Source organism: Pseudomonas sp. MWU13-2100, from assembly GCF_023242365.1.
Lineage (GTDB): Bacteria > Pseudomonadota > Gammaproteobacteria > Pseudomonadales > Pseudomonadaceae > Aquipseudomonas.
Map to the genome: position 1 here is coordinate 205,174 of NZ_JALLIX010000003.1, position 17,657 is coordinate 222,830.

Sequence of the window (17,657 nt, forward strand, 5' to 3'; positions counted from 1 at the left end):
AGCCAGCGATTCCGCTTACTTCATCCCGCCCGAGGAGCGAGTTCTGCCGTTCTCGGATCTATCCGTGAAACAGGGGAAGTACTCTTTCCTAGGCACTGTACGAAAAGAAATGTCGTAGACACCGCCGCCAGCAAGCCAGTGTGACCATCGCTGCAAAGCTTTCCGCCAGCTTGCAATAGCGTGTTCCCAGGCGGCGGTGCTCCTTAAGCCAACCAAATAGCCGCTCTATCACATTCCGATGCCGATATTTGGGCTTGTCGAAGAGACGCGGCAAGCCGGGCTTTGGCTTGCGCTTCATGTCCCGCAGGGGAATCACCGGCTGCATTCGATAACGATCGCAGTACCGGCGCAACGAGTCAGCGTCATACCCCTTGTCGGCCAAGAGCCAGCGGCATCGCTTGCGTGGCCTACCTCGACCAGAGGGGATGTGGACAGCATCGAGCAGCGGTTGAGCATGTGAAATGTCGCTTGCCTGCCCACCAGAGAGGGTGAAGTGGAGCGGTATGCCTCGGGCGTCGCAGACCATGTGAATTTTCGTCGTCAGCCCACCCCGGCTTCGTCCAAGTGCGTGGTCCGCTGGTTCTTGCGCCCCCCTTTTTGGCCTGCGCCGGAAGAGGCTCGGGTGGCTTTCACTGCTGTTGAATCGATGCACCAGGTATTCAGGTCGATCAGGCCTTGCGCATTAAGTTTGACGTGTAGCCGCTTGAGCATCTTGTTGAAGGTGCCCTGGTTTCGCCAGTCTCGAAATCGCTGATAGACCGTCGACCAAGGCCCAAATCGCTCAGGCATGTCCCGCCATGCTGCACCGGAGCAAAGCACCCACAACACGCCGTTGAGCATCAAGCGGTCGTCGACTCTTGGGCGTCCGGTGCGCCGATGTTCAGCAAAAAGATCAGCGACTATTTCCCAGTCTGCGTCGGAAAGTTCGTATCGTTTGGGCATGGCAGAGTCCTTCGCCTAAATGGCAAGAACTCTACGGAAACTCAGGCCGTCAGGGGCCGCGATGGGGTTTCAAAGGTTTTCATACAGAACCTAGACGGCCCAAACGTTACGAAGACCGAGAACAAAGAAAGAGTGTAGGCTCGGCTCGAGAGCTTAATGACGCGTTTGGCCTCAGTCGCAATACACAACCCCAATGAACACACCGTTTTTGACCCAGAACTAGATCAGGCCGACCCTCTTCGGGGATTTGGCAGCCCTGAACATCGCAAAGCCGTTGAGCTGGCCGCTGAAGACGCAGTGATCGCATATTACATAGCACAAGGCTACGACTACCAGCGCACAACACACCTTCCCTGCGGGTATGACTTTATCTTCACGCGCAAAGAGTCAGCGCTCCATGTCGAAGTTAAGGGTACGGCCAGCACGACACCGCGTTTTTTTCTCACCCGTAACGAACACAATACAGGATTAATGCTCAACCCAGACTGGAGGTTAGTCATGGTGACATCGGCGCTATCTAATGCCCCCGCAGGTCATAGAGTACAATCCTCGCCAGCTAAAAGACGCGTTTAACCTTGAATCTTATGTTTACATCGGAACATTCGCATCAAAACCCGAATCTTAATATTTAACTCCTGCACCGCGACAAAAACAAAAGCCCATTGTTAAGCGGGCTTTTATTTATTGCAAAGAGGGGCCACTCCCACTCAGTTATCAATAGAAGGCAGAAGATCAAATAAATTAACAAGATAAAGCAAGCAGAACCCAAAGGCCTATGAATAGTACCATGCCTAGCAAAAACACTACTCAGGAGGCCCGGCCAGCGTCTTTCATAGCAGAGGCAGCCGATCACTGATGCTCCGGGGCGGATGGGCAATTCATCCGCACGCCATCATGCACAACTTCATCCAGCAGCTCAGCCGCATATAACGGATCAGCCTCGAAAACTCTGCCATTGCCTCATCATAACTACGGCTAATCCAGCCAATACATCTGACAGGCCCTCCTAGTACTAAGCCTGATTTTGTGAGGCGCTGAAATAGGAGTAGAGAATATCAGCGAAATCAAGCTCATTGATATCGCCGACAACCAAATCTCTAACCGCATCCGCCAGAAGATCATTGTCTAGGGTAATTTCATAATCATTGAGCGAAAGATACTCCAAGCCGACTGCAAGTCCGGTACGCTTGTTAGCATCAGGCAGTGCATGGCCTTGCGCGATACTGGCAGTGTACTTAGCGGCAATTTCAAATACATCATCGAGGCCATTATAGGCGATCGCATTATCGATTCGGGCCAGCGCGCCCTGCAAGATCGGAATATTTACCACCCCTCGCATGCCGGGCTCGGTAGTCAAGATTTGAGTATTTATCTCAATGACCCGTTCAAATGGAAAGAAGATCAATTCCATTACATGTCAGCCAGTTTCCGAAAGGTCTTCTTGTGAGTTGTCAGAACGAGCCTGGTTTCCAAAAAAACGATCCGCTTACCCGGGTCGCCACCCAAGTCCAGCTTCTTGGTGGCTTTAATTTTAGGCCTCTCTACTATGGATACGCCATAGGTGTTCAGCTTGTGGTTCATGGCTTGAGTACCCCATACGGCTTGATCAATGTTTACTCACAAGGTAGCACACTAAAAGGCAAGACACACCACCGAGCCATCGACGGCGTCATACGCTGCTTGCCGATTGGCACCAGTGCCACGTCAGCGCGCAACTCAGCAGCGGTCATTGCTGACAGAAAACTCAGGGAAGGGCCGCAATAAAACCCAACGGGCTATCGCGGCCTCAGCAAAGCATGGAGTAAAAATCAGCAGACGCGCCGCTCTGCCATCAGGCCACGCTGTTGAATCACCGCAAAAACGTCATTAACGTCCTGCAACAGGATTCGACTGATGTTGGCGATAGAAGCAATATCGCGTGGATCGCTGTCATTCAAGCTACAACAAGAAAAAAGACTCAGGATATTACCCAAGGCACCGATGCGCTCGCTGACGCAGGCATGCAGGTCGACCAGGGGCGCATGGCTATCGATGTACAGGACAGGGTGCTCGGAAGCTACGGTATCGACGGGGGTAAAGCGTTCGTTACTTTGCATGGTAGGAATTCCCTTAAATGTCTTAAAGGGTCACCACCGTCCGCTGCGAAACGAAATGGGTGGCAACTGTGCGCGGGTTCGCAGACCGGTAATTCCAACCATAAACCCGGCAGACCCGAAGGTCTCCCACGCACAGTCGCCATGGAAGCTTATTGGAGGCGAGAGAAAACGCCAACAACAGGCTTGCGGCGCTGCTGGTTAGAATGTGTACGGACTGCGAAATCCGTTCGCTGATTCAGCAGCGAAGCACAGACTATAAGCGCCTATCAGCTCACCAGGCGATCAGAGTAATGAGTGCAATTGTGTCGGAGTGTGCTGCCTCCAAAGGCCATCAGACTTGAATCGCCGAAGCATCCGAGCGCAAATAAAAATGCCAGTCAGCGTGGCTGACTGGCATTGAGCTAAAGCGCCTATTCTTCACCCCGCTGACGCGAGGATGAAGCCATCATTCCCACTCGATCGTCGCCGGCGGCTTGCTCGACACGTCGTAGGTGACGCGGGAGATGCCTTCGATCTCGTTGATGATCCGGCCGCTGACGGTTTCCAGCAGCTCGTACGGCAGGTGCGCCCAACGGGCGGTCATGAAGTCGATGGTTTCCACCGCACGCAGGGCCACGACCCAGGCGTAACGCCGGCCGTCACCGACCACACCGACCGATTTCACCGGCTGGAACACCACGAACGCCTGGCTGACCTTGTGATACCAGTCGGCCTTGCGCAGTTCTTCGATAAAGATATGGTCGGCGCGACGCAGCAGGTCGGCGTATTCCTTCTTCACTTCACCGAGGATCCGCACACCCAGGCCCGGGCCCGGGAACGGGTGACGGTAGACCATGTCGTAGGGCAGGCCGAGCTCCAGGCCAAGGCGACGAACCTCGTCCTTGAACAGTTCGCGCAGCGGCTCGACCAGCTTGAGGTTCATCTCTTCCGGCAAGCCACCGACGTTATGGTGGGACTTGATCACGTGGGCCTTGCCGCTTTTCGCGCCAGCCGACTCGATCACGTCCGGGTAGATGGTGCCCTGGGCCAGGTACTTGATGTTGTCCAGCTTGCAGGACTCGGCATCGAACACGTCGATAAAGGTGCGACCGATGATCTTGCGCTTCTTCTCAGGGTCCGACTCGCCGGCCAGGTTGTTCAGGAATTGATCCTCGGCGTTGGCGCGGATCACCTTGACGCCCATGTTCTCGGCGAACATGGCCATCACTTGCTCGCCTTCGTGCAAGCGCAGCAGACCGTTGTCGACGAAGACGCAGGTCAGTTGGTCGCCGATGGCCTTGTGCAGCAGTGCCGCAACCACCGAGGAGTCAACGCCACCGGACAGGCCCAGCAGGACGTTGTCGGTGCCGACCTGGGCACGGATGTTGGCGATGGCGTCTTCAGCGATCTTCGACGGCGTCCACAGCGCTTCGCAGCCGCAGATGTCGAGGATGAAGCGCGACAGAATGCGACCGCCCTGCTTGGTATGTGTTACTTCCGGGTGGAACTGCACGCCGTAGTAACGCAGGTCGTCGTTGAACATGCCGGCAATCGGGCAGCTCGGGGTGCTGGCCAGGATATGGAAGTCCTTTGGCATCCGGGTGACCTTGTCACCGTGGCTCATCCAGACGTCGAGGCCAAACAGGCCATCGGCGTCGACGTGGTCTTCGATGCCGTCCAGCAGACGACTCTTGCCGACCACATCGACACGGGCATAACCGAATTCACGCAACTCGGAACCTTCGACCTTGCCGCCCAACTGCTCGGCCATGGTCTGCATGCCGTAGCAGATACCGAAGACCGGAACCCCCAGGTCAAACACGGCTTGCGGGCAGCGCGGGCTGTCGGCTTCGTGCACGGACTCGGGACCGCCGGCGAGGATGACGCCTTTGGGAGCGAATTCGCGAATCGCTTCGTCGTCCATGTCGAACGGATGCAGTTCGCAGTACACGCCGATTTCACGCACGCGGCGGGCAATCAGCTGGGTGTACTGGGAACCGAAGTCGAGGATCAGGATGCGGTGGGCGTGAATGTCGAGGGCCATGAGTCATTCTCGTCTGTGAAATCAGAAACAACACGGGGCTGTCATCAACAGCCCCGGTTCAAATTCGTCAATCGCCTCCCGAGCTCGGCCAGGAGGCGATCACTATCAACCTACGCGATAGTTTGGAGCTTCCTTGGTGATCTGCACGTCGTGAACGTGAGATTCAGCCATGCCGGCACCGGTAATCCGCACGAATTCAGGCTTGGTGCGCATTTCTTCGATGTTGGCGCTGCCGGTGTAACCCATCGAGGAACGCAGGCCGCCCATCAGTTGATGGACGATGGCGGTCAGCGAGCCCTTGTAGGGTACGCGCCCTTCGATACCTTCCGGTACCAGCTTCTCGGCCCCCGCGGAGGAGTCCTGGAAGTAGCGGTCGGAGGAACCCTGGGACTGCGACATCGCCCCCAGCGAACCCATGCCACGGTAGGCCTTGTAGGAACGACCCTGGAACAGTTCGATCTCGCCCGGAGCCTCTTCGGTACCGGCGAACATCGAGCCCATCATCACGCAGGAAGCACCGGCGACGATGGCCTTGGACAGGTCACCGGAGAAGCGGATGCCGCCGTCGGCGATCAGAGGTACGCCGGTGCCTTCAAGGGCCGCGGCGACGTTGGCGATGGCGCTGATTTGCGGCACACCGACACCGGCGACGATCCGGGTGGTGCAGATCGAGCCCGGGCCGATACCGACCTTGACCGCATCCGCGCCCGCTTCGGCCAGGGCCTTGGCGGCGGCGCCGGTGGCAATGTTGCCGCCGATCACCTGCACTTCCGGGAAGTTCTGCTTGACCCAGCGAACGCGGTCGATCACCCCTTTGGAGTGACCGTGGGCGGTGTCGACCACCACCACATCGACACCGGCGGTGACCAGTGCCGCCACGCGATCAGCGGTATCTTTACCGGTACCCACCGCGGCGCCGACACGCAGACGACCCTGGTCGTCCTTGCTGGCCAGCGGGTAAGCCTTGGATTTTTCGATGTCCTTGACGGTCATCATGCCCTTGAGGGCAAACTTGTCGTCGACGATCAGGACTTTTTCCAGACGGTGCTTGTGCAGCAACTCGCGGACTTCGTTCTTGTTCGCGCCTTCGCGGACCGTGACCAGGCGCTCTTTAGGCGTCATCACTTCACGAACCGGGACATCCATGCGGGTTTCGAAGCGCACGTCGCGGGAGGTGACGATGCCGACCAGGTCGCCGTCGTGCAGCACCGGCACACCGGAGATGTTGTGCATGCGGGTCAGTTCGAGCAGTTCACGCACCGTGGCATCGGCCTCGATGGTGATCGGGTCCTTGACCACGCCGGCTTCGAACTTCTTGACCTTGCGCACTTCGGCAGCTTGCTGCTCGATGGTCATGTTCTTGTGGATGATACCGATACCGCCTTCCTGGGCCATGGCAATGGCCAGACGGGCTTCGGTCACGGTGTCCATGGCGGCGGAAACCAGCGGAATATTCAGCTCGATGCCACGGGTAAGGCGGGTCTTGAGACTGACTTCGTTAGGGAGTACCTCGGAATAACCGGGCACTAGGAGAATGTCGTCGAAGGTCAGAGCTTCTTGGCTGATACGCAGCATCGCGGGGGCTCCCGAGCGGGAAAATGGAAGCGCGCCATTATACTCAGATGGCCCCCTGGGCTCAATGTAAACCTTGGCTTATTTAAAGTTCCACTTTTACCCAGGCCACTGGCTGGTCCAGCCAGTCGGCGAACTCGTCGAGAAAGCTCTGCTTGAAGCCGGCTTCGGCCCAGTTGTTGAAGATAAAGCCCAGGTTGGAAAAAGCGCATTCCTGCAGGAACAGAAAGCCGTTGATATCGTCTTCATGGCCGCACAGCGGGCAGATGAAGTTCTCGGTACGCCCCGGCATCCACTCCTCGAGGCTGTCGAACAACGCCTCGCCGACTTCCTTGCGGCACTCGGCGCAGCCTGCTTCTTCGAGAAAACCCTTGGCCGGGGTATAGATGCAGCGCTTGGTGACGATCTCCAGGCCGTTGATCGGCTCATGGAACGGCAGCGCTTCGGGGTGCAGGACCACGCTGGCGGCGCCCGGGGCAATGGCATGGGCCATGCGATTGCCGGTGCGCCCGCAGGTGCTCAGTTGCTCCTCGATGATGTTCTTGCGCACCAGCCAGCGCACAACGGCCCGGGCCCGGGGTTCGTGGACCGGCAGGGTGGAAATCTTCGGAACGATGATGCTTTGCGAATTCATGGGTACTGCCTGGAGCGTTTGCGACCCGGCAGCTTAATCCCTGAAACCCCGAGGTCAAGTACTGAAATAACGGCTGATCAGGGCAATCCCGCTGGCCAGCACCAACCAGGTCACCAGCCGCACAAAGGCTTCGCGCGACAGCCGGCGGATCAAACGCCGGCCGATCAACGAGCCCAGCAGCATCGCCGGCAGCAGGCAGAGCGCCAACGCCAGCAGGGGCAATTCAGCATACACCCCGGCGATCACGAACAGCGACAAACGCACCACCGTACTGCAACTGATCAGGGCGCTTTGGGTGGCCCGGGCCGCGTCCTTGGGTAAGCGACTATTAAGGTAGATCGCATAAAGAAAGCCGCCGCTGCCAAACAGCGCACCGAACATCCCGCCCACCGTGCCCATGGGCACGGCCCAACCCGCCGCCAGCTGTGTCGGTCGCGCCTTGACCAACAAGCCATAGACCGCATAGGCGCTGATGAACAAGCCCATCAGCAGCAGCAGCATGTCGGACTTGAGATTCAACAGGAAGATCACCCCCAGGGTGCAACCCACTGCCATGCACGGCAGCAACCGCAGCAACTCAGGCTTGGCGACATCCTTGCGCGACGGCAGCAAATTGCCAAAGGCCGCGATGAAATCCAGCAGCACCAGCAAAGGAACGATTTTCGACAGCGGCATGAACAGGATCAGGATCGGCCCCGCCACCAGCGCCGTGCCAAAACCGGCCACACCGAAGACGATATAGGCCAGGGCCACGCCCAGCTCCACCACCAGCCAATCGGTGGCACTGAACGGCCACTGGTCCAACAGTGCGACAAGACTCATGAAGAACACTTCCACAATGGGTTCGATTGACTTTAGCCAGTGCCGAGCCTTGCGACTAATATATTCAGAGCCCACCACCCATCTCAAAAAGGCATGACTCGTGATTTCCACCCGCCAACTGCGCTACTTCGTCGAGATCGCCGAATCCGGCAGTTTCAGCGCGGCAGCCGAACGCCTGTTTATCGCGCAGTCGGCCTTGAGCCGGCAAATCAAGGAACTGGAAAACCATTTGCAGACGCCCTTGTTCGAACGTACGGCGCGCCAGCCGAGACTGACCGCGGCCGGTGAAGCTTTCTATCCGCGGGCAAGGAATCTGCTGAGCGAACTGACCAAGGCCAGCGAGTTGGCGACCCAGGTGGGCAAAGGGCAACTGGGCACCTTGCGCCTGAGCCACTCCAGCACGGTGCCGATGAGCGGTCGATTGCTGCGGGCGATCAGTCACTTTCTGGAGCAGAGTCCGGGGGCATCGATGGATATCGTCAAGTTGTCCTCCGAAGCCCAGCTTGAAGAACTGGCCGAGGGACGGCTGGATATCGGCCTGTTGCGCCTACCGGTATTGCGCCAGCGCGAGGGGGTGCAGATCCTGCCGCTGTTCAGCGAGCGCCTGTTGCTGGCGGTGCCGCCGAATCATCCGTTGGCGGGTTCGAGCGCAGGCATCGACCTGGCGGGATTGAAGGACGAAGCCTTTATTTCCATTCCACATCCGCAGCGTGGTGGCTTGAGTTATCTCTCGGCCGAGTTGTGCATGCGCCAGGGTTTCTTTCCTCAAGCGGCGCGGGTGGTGTCGCGCAAGACCACCCAGTTGCAGTTGATCCAGGCGGGGTTCGGCATCGCCCTGCTGCCCGAGTCGATGCGGGACATCGCCCCGACGAACATCCATTTCCTGCCGCTCAAGGATCCGGATTGCCAGAGCACCCTGGCCCTGGCTTGCCGCCAGGACCCGACGCCACTGGTGGCGCAGTTTGTCGAACGCTTCAGCGAAGACCTGTTGCGCCCCTGAAAACACCGCGAAACCTGTAGGAACAGGGCTTATGTGGGAGTGGAACTTGTGTGGAAGCGGAGCTTGTGTGGGAGTGGAACTTGTGTGGAAGCGGAGCTTATGTGGGAACGGAGCTTATGTGGGAGTGGAGCTTGTGTGGGAGCGGAGCTTATGTGGGAGCGGAGCTTGCCCGCGAAGCTTTTAGCGCCCTCACAGCCGCCTTCGCGAGCAAGCTCTGCTCCCACAATAGATTCGGGCTGCTCACAAAATCTGCGTTCGACGACATAACCTAGAGATTGCCAGTCGAATGCCTTTATCATGCCGCCCATGATTAAAGATCCCTTTTCACGCCTGGGCCTCGACCGCGAAGTCCTCACTGTCAGCCAGCTCAACGGCCGCGCGCGGGTGTTGCTCGAAGACGTGTTCAGCAATATCTGGGTCGAAGGCGAAATCTCCAACCTCGCCCGCCCGGCGTCCGGCCATATCTATTTCACCCTCAAGGACAGCGGCGCCCAGGTGCGTTGCGCACTGTTCCGGCACAACGCCGCCCGGGTGCGCCAGGCACTGAAAGACGGCCTGGCGGTCAAGGTCCGTGGCAAGGTCTCGCTGTTCGAAGGCCGTGGCGACTACCAACTGATTCTCGACACCGTGGAGCCCGCCGGTGATGGCGCCCTGCGCCTGGCTTTCGATGCGCTGAAGGAAAAACTCAGCGCCGAAGGCCTGTTCAGCGCCGAGCGCAAGGTCCCCCTCCCCGCCCATCCGCAGCGCATCGGCATTATCAGTTCGCCTACCGGCGCGGTGATCCGCGACATCATCAGCGTGTTCCGCCGCCGCGCACCGCAGGTCGAGCTGACGCTGATCCCCACCGCCGTGCAGGGCCGCGAAGCCATCACGCAGATCGTCCGGGCGCTGAAGTTGGCCGATGCCAAGGGCTTCGACGCACTGATCCTGGCCCGTGGCGGCGGCTCGCTGGAAGACCTCTGGTGCTTCAACGAAGAAGCCGTGGCCCGGGCGGTGGACGCCTGTGTCACGCCCATCGTCAGTGCCATCGGCCATGAAACCGATGTGTCCATCAGCGACTTTGTCGCCGACGTCCGCGCGCCGACCCCGTCCGCCGCCGCCGAACTGCTGGCCCCGGACACAAGCGACCTGCAACGCCGGGTCGAGAGCTTGCAGCGGCGTCTGGTGATGCGTATCCGCGACCGCCTGATGCGCGACCGCCTGCGCCTCGACGGCCTGGCCCGACGCCTGCGCCACCCGGGTGAGCGCCTGCGCCAGCAGGCCCAGCGCCTGGATGACCTGGACATGCGCATGCGTCGGGCCTTCGACCGCCAGCTCAATAGCCGCCGGGAAAAACTGATCCGCCTGGAAACCCGCCTCGCCGGGCAACACCCGGGACGTCAGCTGGCGCTGTTGCGCCAACGCCTGGACAGCCTCGCCGAACGCCTGCCCCGGGCCATTCGCGAAGGCCTGAAAGCCCGGCGCCTGCAACTGCAAAGCCAGATGCAGACACTGCATGCGGTCAGTCCGCTGGCCACCCTGGGGCGTGGCTACAGCATCCTGCTGGACGAGCGCGGCCAGGCCATCCGCAGCGCCGGGCAGACCCACACCGGCCAACGCCTGAAGGCCAAACTCGGCGAAGGGGAACTGCAGGTACGGGTCGAGGACAATCACCTGACGCCCGTCACCCTTTCTTTACTGGACTGATTTTCAAGGTATCCAAGCATGCCCCGTTTTCTTGCTGCCCTGCTGTTGCTGGGCCTCGCCGTCAACGCCCACGCCGACAGCTATCTCACCCGCCAGTTGAACAAGCCGGTGCCCGGCGGCGTGGCCGTGGTCGATCTCGGCCCGAACGCCCAGGCGCCCAAGGCCAGCTATCAGGGCAAGCCGGTGCTGGTGGTCAAGGAACAGAACAACTGGCTGGCGATTGTCGGCATTCCCCTGACCGTGAAGCCCGGTAACCAGCAGATCAGTTCGGCGGGGCGCAACCTGAGTTTCAGCGTCGGCAACAAGAAGTATCCGGAACAGCACATCACCTTGAAGAACACCCGGCAGGTCAACCCGAACCCGGCCGACCTCAAGCGCATCGATGAAGAACTGGCGGTGCAGATTCGCGCCTATCGCAGCTTCAGTCCCGGTACGCCGAGCAACCTGCTGCTGGACAAGCCGGTCAACGGGCCACTGTCGAGCCGCTTCGGCGTGCGCCGGTTTTTCAATGGCGAAGAGCGCAATCCCCACGCCGGGCTCGACTTCGCGGTGCCGGCGGGTACGCCGATCAAGACCCCGGCGGCAGGCAAGGTGATTCTGATCGGCAATTACTTCTTCAATGGCAATACCGTGTTCGTCGACCACGGCCAGGGCTTTATCAGCATGTTCTGCCATATGTCGAAGATCGACGTACAGGTGGGCCAGTCCCTGGCCCGCGGCGCGGTGGTGGGCAAGGTCGGCGCCACCGGACGGGCGACCGGGCCACATATGCACTGGAACGTCAGCCTGAATGACGCGCGGGTCGATCCGGCGATCTTTATCGGCGCGTTCCAGCCTTGAGCCCTGGCGCACACCCGTCTTGACCCTGACTCCCGATACGGCTCCTGCAGGAGCCGGCTTGGCGGCGATGAGGCCATCAAGTCTTGCGGCGATCCTGCGGGCGCCATCGCCAGCAAGCCGGTATCTAAAGGGTCGTATTTCAACACAAGATAGCGTCGAGCCCAGCGGCCGAGATGCCGTAGCCAGCTTCGGGAAAAATTGCGCCGGTCCAAAATAGTGCGCAATTGTTCTAGACTTTCAGTCGATCCATCAGAATAAAATCTCGAAAAAATCAATTTTCCGAGTATTCCTCTCAATTTTTCCCACAGGCTTGCCATCTTTCACCCCAGTGGTTAGGGTTGAAGACATGAAAACATCTCACACCCTCATTCAGCGACGTCAACACCGCAGCCTCTGCCTCGTCAGCGCACGACTGCCAGGCTGAATCGCAGGACCTCGCCCCCGGTTTTCTCCCTGATAACGCTTCACCGGCCGGCCGCCTTTTTTCGGCCCTGACCCCAAGGAATTTTCCCATGAGCATGCTCAAAGACCCGTCTTCGAAATACCGTGCGTTCCCGACCATCGACCTCCCGGACCGCACCTGGCCTTCGAAAACCATCACCAGCGCGCCGATCTGGTGCAGCTCCGACCTGCGCGACGGCAACCAGTCGCTGATCGAGCCGATGGACGCGGTGAAAAAACTGCGCTTCTGGAAAACCCTGGTCAGCGTCGGCGTGAAGGAAATCGAAGCCTCCTTCCCGGCCGCTTCGCAAACCGACTTCGACTTCGTGCGGACCCTGATCGAAGACAACCACATCCCCGCGGACACCACCATCCAGGTGCTGACCCAGGGCCGTGAAGACTTGATCGCGCGCACCTTCGAATCACTGCGCGGGGCGAAAAAAGCCATCGTCCACCTGTACAACGCCACCTCGCCGTCCTTCCGCCGCATTGTCTTCAACCAGGACAAGGACGGGATCAAGGCCATTGCGGTCAACGCCGCCAAGCTGTTCGTCAAATACGCCGCCCAGCAGCCGGAAACCCAGTGGCAGTTCGAGTATTCCCCGGAGACCTTCAGCGCCACTGAGCTGGAGTTCGCCAAGGAAGTCTGCGACGCGGTGATCGAGGTCTGGAACCCGACGCCCGAGCACAAGGTGATCCTCAACCTGCCCGCCACGGTCGAGTGCGCCACCCCGAACATCTACGCTGACCAGATCGAGTGGTTCGGCCGCCATATCAACCGTCGTGACAGCGTGATCATCAGCCTGCACACCCACAACGACCGTGGCACCGGCGTGGCCGCCACCGAACTGGGCCTGATGGCCGGCGCCGACCGCGTCGAAGGCTGCCTGTTCGGCAACGGCGAGCGTACCGGTAACGTCGATCTGGTCACCGTGGCCCTGAACATGTACACCCAGGGTCTCGACCCACAGCTGGACTTCTCCGATATCGACGGCGTGCGCAAGGTGGTCGAGGAGTGCAACCAGCTTCCGGTGCATCCACGTCACCCGTATGTCGGCGACCTGGTGCACACCGCCTTCTCCGGCTCCCACCAGGATGCGATCCGCAAGGGCTTCGCCCAGCAGCAGGCCGACGCCCTGTGGGAAGTGCCATACCTGCCGATCGACCCGGCCGATATCGGTCGCAGCTACGAGGCGGTGATCCGCGTCAACAGCCAGTCGGGCAAGGGTGGTATCGCCTACCTGCTGGAGCAGGAATACGGCATCAGCCTGCCGCGTCGCATGCAGATCGAGTTCAGCCAGGTGGTGCAGCGGGAAACCGACCGCCTCGGTCTGGAAATGACCGCGCAACAGATTCATGCCCTGCTGCACAGCGAGTACCTGCAAGCCAACACCCCGTATGCGCTGGTCAGCCATCGCCTGCAGGAAGAAAACGGCAACAGCGCCGTGGAAGTGGAAGTCTCCGGCAAGGGCCAGGGCGAGACCAACCTGCACTGGCGCGGCAAGGGTAACGGGGCCCTGGAAGCCCTGGTGGCCGGCCTGCCAGTACCGGTGGAAATCATGGACTACAATGAGCACGCCATCGGTGCCGGGACCAATGCCAAGGCTGCGGCCTATATCGAGCTGCGGGTCAACGGCGAACGTGCGGTGCACGGCGTGGGGATCGATGAAAACATCACCACTGCCAGCTTCAAGGCGCTGTTCAGTGCGCTGAACCGCTCGCTGAGCCAGCTGGATACCAGCAAGGCGGCGTAAGCGTCGGCTGAACTGAAAAGGCCCCGGAGGTGTGAACCCCGGGGCCTTTTTTGTGCGTTTGAGTACGTCATCGCCGGCAAGCCGGCTCCCACAGGGGAGTTGCGGCGCACGCGAATCCGCGGGGTTGGCAGGCACTTTGTGGGCGCCGGCTTGCTGGCGATGAACGATAACGCGGTGTTACTGATGCAACTCGAAGCTGTCGGCATCCAGGTAGGCCGGAAACCGCGTCCGGTAGGCCGCCAGCTCCGCCGCGCTCAAAGTGACCTGGAACACACCATCGGCCTCCCCCGCGCCCAGCAGCGACTCGCCCTGGAAGTCCAGCACCTGGCTATCGCCGGTATAGGCGAATCCCTTGCCATCAATGCCGATCCGATTCACCGCTGCCACATAACACAGGTTTTCAATCGCCCGCGCCGGCAACAAGCGGTTCCAGTGCAACCGTCGCGCCCCCGGCCAGTTGGCGGTGTACAGCAGCAGGTCGGTGTCCTGGGCATCGCGGCTCCACACCGGGAAACGCAGGTCGTAGCAGATCAACGGGCGCACCCGCCAACCCTTGACCTCGAACTGCATCTGGCGCTCGCCCGGGGTGTAGTGGTTATGCTCGCCGGCCATGCGGAACAGGTGGCGCTTGTCGTAGTACAGCACCTCACCATCCGGCCGCGCCCACAACAGACGGTTGCGATGACTGCCATCGGCGGCGCGGACTATCACGCTGCCGGTGATCACCGCATCGAGCTTTTTCGCCTGCTCGCGCAACCAGTGGCTGGTCGGGCCGTTTTCGGCTTCGGCCAGGGTCTGCGACTCCATGGAAAAGCCGGTGGTGAACATCTCCGGCAGGATCACCAGGTCAGCCCCGACGGCCTGCTCCAGCAGCACGTCAAAGTGCTCCAGATTGGCCTGGCGGTCATGCCAGGCCAAGGTAGTCTGCACCAGCGCGACCTTAAGGTCCGGCAAGCCAGTCAAATCATGCATAGTTTTTCCGCCGCGGCACGCAGCGTCTCCTCGCGCTTGGCAAAACACAGGCGCACCAGTCGCTGCCCTGGCGGTGGGTTCTGGTAGAACACCGACACCGGAATGCTCGCCACGCCATGTTCGCGGGTCATCCACACCGCCATATCAACGTCGTTCAGGTCCGGACGGATCTGCGAGTAGTCGACCAGCTGGAAGTAGGTGCCCGCCGCCCGTTTGAAACTGAACCGCGACCCGCCAAGCAGGTCGCAGAACAGGTCGCGCTTCTCCTGATAGAACGCCGGCAGCTCCTCGACATGTTCCGGACGCATCGCCATGAAATCGGCCAAGGCATACTGCAATGGCGTCACGCCGCAGAAGCTGACGTACTGGTGGACCTTGCGCAGTTCGGCGGTAAGGGCCGGCGGCGCTACCACATAACCGGTTTTCCAGCCGGTGACGTGGTAGGTCTTGCCGAACGAGCTGACCACAAAGGCACGCTGATACAGCGCCTCATGGGCCAGGACACTGGCATGGGGCACGCCATCGAACACCAGGTGCTCGTAAACTTCGTCGCTGACCAGATAGATATCGCGGTCGGCGATCAATTTCGCCAACTGATCCAGCTCGGCATCGCTGATCAGCGCACCGCTGGGGTTGTGCGGGCTGTTGAGGATGATCATGCGGGTGCGCGGGCTCAGCGCATCGGTGAGCTTCTGCCAGTCGATGGAGAAGTCTTCCAAGCCGAGCTGCACATGCACGCAACGCCCACCCGCCAGTTCCACTGAAGGTTCGTAGCTGTCGTAGCAGGGGTCAAAGACGATCACTTCATCGCCGGGGTGAATGACCGCCTGGATCGCGCAGAAGATCGCCTGGGTTGCGCCGGGGGTGATGGTGATCTCGGCGTCGACGTTGACATGCACACCGTAGCTGCGGGAGATCTTCGTCGCCACCTGCTGACGCAGCGCCGGCAGCCCGGTCATGGGCGCGTACTGGTTGTGGCCGTTGTTCACATGCCGGCCAACAGCATCGCGCAGGGCCTGCGGGCCCTCGAAGTCCGGGAAGCCCTGGGACAGGTTCAGCGCGCCGGTTTCCACCGCCAGCGCAGACATACGGGTAAAGATGGTGGTGCCGACATTCGGCAACTTACTGCTGATCATGGGGACGTTTTCCCTGCTGAACATCCGGCTCTACGGGGCACGGGAGGGTTCGAGGATAACGTAAACGCCAGGCATGAAAAAGGGCGCCGAAGCGCCCGTTTTCCTGACCTGCATCAGCGTTTCTTGTCGCGACGCTTTTTATCGGCCTGCTTGTGGTGCGACATCATCCGGCGCTTCTTGTTGACCTGGCGGTCGGTCAGCGCGGTCTTCTTGCCTTCAAACGGGTTCTCGCCGCCCTTGAACTCGATGCGGATCGGCGTCCCCACCAATTTCAGAACACGGCGGTAGGTGTTTTCCAGGTAGCGGACATAAGACTTCGGCACCTTCTCCACCTGGTTGCCGTGGATAACGATCAGCGGCGGGTTGGCCCCGCCCAAGTGCGCGTAGCGCAGCTTGATACGACGGCTGTTGACCATCGGTGGCGCATGCTCGGTCACCGCGTCTTCGAGGATCTGGGTCAGGCGACTGGTCGGCCAGCGGGTCACCGCCGACTTGAAGGAGTTCTGTACCGACTGGTACAGGTTACCCACTCCAGTGCCGTGCAAGGCCGAGATAAAGTGGATATCGGCGAAGTCGACGAAAAACAACCGGCGCTCCAGCTCGATCTTCACGAAATCACGCTCGCCCGAGGTCATGCCGTCCCATTTATTCAGGGCGATCACCAGCGCACGACCGGACTCCAGGGCAAATCCGAGCAGGTTGAGGTCGTGGTCGACCACCCCTTCGCGGGCGTCCATGACGAAGATCACGACGTTGGCGTCCTTGATCGCCTGCAAGGTTTTCACCACGGAGAACTTTTCGACTTCCTCGTGGATCTTGCCGCGTTTACGGACACCGGCGGTGTCGATCAGCGTGTACTTCTCGTCATTACGCTCGAACGGGATGTAGATACTGTCGCGGGTGGTGCCGGGCTCGTCATAGACGATGACCCGGTCTTCACCGAGCATACGGTTGACCAGGGTCGATTTGCCGACGTTCGGACGACCGATGATGGCGATCTTGATGCCATCCTTTTCGCTCGGGCCGGGAATGCGCTTGGCTTCTTCACCTTCGGCAACGTCTTCGATCTCACCGTCTTCCGGCTCGTCTTCGTCGTCTTTCGGGAAGTCGCTGAGGGCGATTTCCAGCATCTGGGTGATACCGCGACCGTGGGCACCGGCGATCGGGATTGCGTCGCCCAGACCCATCGGGCTGAATTCGGCGCGGGCCATATCCGGGTCGATGTTGTCGACCTTGTTCGCCACCACGTAGGAACGCTTGTTACGTTTGCGCAGGTGCTCGCCGATCATCTGGTCAGCGGCGGTGAAACCGGCTTTGGCATCCACCAGGAACAGCACGACATCGGCTTCTTCAATGGCCAGCAGCGACTGCTCGGCCATCTTTTCGTCCATGCCATGCTCGTCACCGGAAATACCGCCGGTGTCGATCAGGATATAGGTGCGCCCCTGCCACTTTGCCTCACCGTACTGGCGATCACGGGTCAGACCGGACAGGTCGCCGACAATGGCGTCGCGAGTCCTGGTCAGGCGGTTGAACAGGGTGGACTTGCCGACGTTCGGTCGGCCCACCAGGGCGATTACGGGAACCATGCGGCTCTCCACTTCGTTATTTCAGAAAATACAAAAGCCGCTGCAAGGCAGCGGCTGGTGCTCGGGGCAGCACCGGGAGGTGCCGCAAACCTTGCCGGGGCAAGGCCGCTTGGGGGTACCCCCAAGCATAGTCAAACCTGTTTTTTTGCC

The 17,657-nt window shown here is 60.1% G+C and carries 15 protein-coding genes; 5 read left to right on the top strand and 10 right to left on the bottom strand.

The features are described from left to right. Nucleotides 1–88: 88 nt before the first annotated feature. Nucleotides 89–942, bottom strand: a protein-coding gene (locus M5B99_RS03920; protein WP_248802736.1) for an IS5 family transposase whose coding sequence is annotated in 2 segments (ribosomal slippage) — nt 89–598 and nt 601–942 — 852 coding nt in all. Because the reading frame shifts where the segments join, the coding sequence is not laid out codon by codon here. Between the two features lie 156 nt (nt 943–1,098). On the opposite strand from M5B99_RS03920, the gene M5B99_RS30125 reads away from it, so the two are divergent. Next, complete coding sequence (locus M5B99_RS30125; RefSeq protein ID WP_412548689.1) at nt 1,099–1,515, top strand: DUF3883 domain-containing protein; 417 nt, start codon at nt 1,099–1,101, stop codon at nt 1,513–1,515. Between the two features lie 439 nt (nt 1,516–1,954). Here M5B99_RS30125 and M5B99_RS03925 read toward each other — a convergent pair whose 3' ends face one another. The 6 genes from M5B99_RS03925 to M5B99_RS03950 form a co-directional block, all read right to left on the bottom strand. Then, nucleotides 1,955–2,353, bottom strand: coding sequence for a type II toxin-antitoxin system death-on-curing family toxin (locus tag M5B99_RS03925; protein ID WP_248802737.1), 399 nt, complete (start codon nt 2,351–2,353; stop codon nt 1,955–1,957). A 397-nt stretch (nt 2,354–2,750) separates the two neighbouring features. Then, on the bottom strand, nt 2,751–3,038 hold the full coding sequence (locus tag M5B99_RS03930) for a fructose-bisphosphate aldolase (protein ID WP_248802738.1): 288 nt from the start codon (nt 3,036–3,038) through the stop codon (nt 2,751–2,753). Between the two features lie 445 nt (nt 3,039–3,483). Beyond that, a complete protein-coding gene (gene guaA, locus M5B99_RS03935) occupies nt 3,484–5,061 on the bottom strand; it encodes a glutamine-hydrolyzing GMP synthase (RefSeq protein ID WP_248802739.1) in 1,578 nt (525 codons plus the stop codon). Nucleotides 5,062–5,166: 105 nt separating this feature from the next. Further along, entirely contained in the window at nt 5,167–6,636 is a 1,470-nt protein-coding gene (guaB, locus tag M5B99_RS03940) for an IMP dehydrogenase (protein WP_248802740.1), read from the bottom strand. Between the two features lie 82 nt (nt 6,637–6,718). Next, a complete protein-coding gene (locus tag M5B99_RS03945; protein ID WP_248802741.1) occupies nt 6,719–7,267 on the bottom strand; it encodes a sugar ABC transporter ATPase in 549 nt (182 codons plus the stop codon). 54 nt (nt 7,268–7,321) lie between these two features. Beyond that, the gene (locus M5B99_RS03950) at nt 7,322–8,089 is read right to left on the bottom strand and encodes a sulfite exporter TauE/SafE family protein (RefSeq protein WP_248802742.1); all 768 of its coding nucleotides are present in this window, start codon (nt 8,087–8,089) and stop codon (nt 7,322–7,324) included. A gap of 100 nt (nt 8,090–8,189) precedes the next feature. Here M5B99_RS03950 and M5B99_RS03955 point away from each other — a divergent pair, with 100 nt between their 5' ends. The 4 genes from M5B99_RS03955 to leuA all read left to right on the top strand — a co-directional run bounded on the left by M5B99_RS03955 (nt 8,190) and on the right by leuA (nt 13,810). Then, nucleotides 8,190–9,089 carry a LysR family transcriptional regulator gene (locus M5B99_RS03955; protein WP_248802743.1) on the top strand — a complete coding sequence of 300 codons (900 nt, stop codon included), beginning with the start codon at nt 8,190–8,192 and terminating at the stop codon, nt 9,087–9,089. A gap of 306 nt (nt 9,090–9,395) precedes the next feature. Further along, nucleotides 9,396–10,775 carry an exodeoxyribonuclease VII large subunit gene (xseA, locus tag M5B99_RS03960; protein ID WP_248802744.1) on the top strand — a complete coding sequence of 460 codons (1,380 nt, stop codon included), beginning with the start codon at nt 9,396–9,398 and terminating at the stop codon, nt 10,773–10,775. Between the two features lie 18 nt (nt 10,776–10,793). After that, complete coding sequence (locus M5B99_RS03965; RefSeq protein ID WP_248802745.1) at nt 10,794–11,615, top strand: peptidoglycan DD-metalloendopeptidase family protein; 822 nt, start codon at nt 10,794–10,796, stop codon at nt 11,613–11,615. Between the two features lie 512 nt (nt 11,616–12,127). Next, nucleotides 12,128–13,810, top strand: a complete 1,683-nt coding sequence (leuA, locus tag M5B99_RS03970) for a 2-isopropylmalate synthase (RefSeq protein ID WP_248802746.1) — start codon at nt 12,128–12,130, stop codon at nt 13,808–13,810. A gap of 177 nt (nt 13,811–13,987) precedes the next feature. Here leuA and M5B99_RS03975 read toward each other — a convergent pair whose 3' ends face one another. From M5B99_RS03975 to der, 3 genes are all read right to left on the bottom strand, one after another. After that, on the bottom strand, nt 13,988–14,782 hold the full coding sequence (locus M5B99_RS03975) for an amidohydrolase (RefSeq protein ID WP_248802747.1): 795 nt from the start codon (nt 14,780–14,782) through the stop codon (nt 13,988–13,990). Then, nucleotides 14,770–15,918: a pyridoxal phosphate-dependent aminotransferase gene (locus M5B99_RS03980; protein ID WP_248802748.1), complete on the bottom strand. Its 1,149-nt coding sequence runs from the start codon at nt 15,916–15,918 to the stop codon at nt 14,770–14,772. Before M5B99_RS03980 ends, M5B99_RS03975 begins: the two co-directional genes overlap by 13 nt. 113 nt (nt 15,919–16,031) lie before the next feature. Beyond that, nucleotides 16,032–17,507, bottom strand: a complete 1,476-nt coding sequence (gene der / locus M5B99_RS03985; RefSeq protein WP_248802749.1) for a ribosome biogenesis GTPase Der — start codon at nt 17,505–17,507, stop codon at nt 16,032–16,034. Nucleotides 17,508–17,657: the final 150 nt, after the last annotated feature.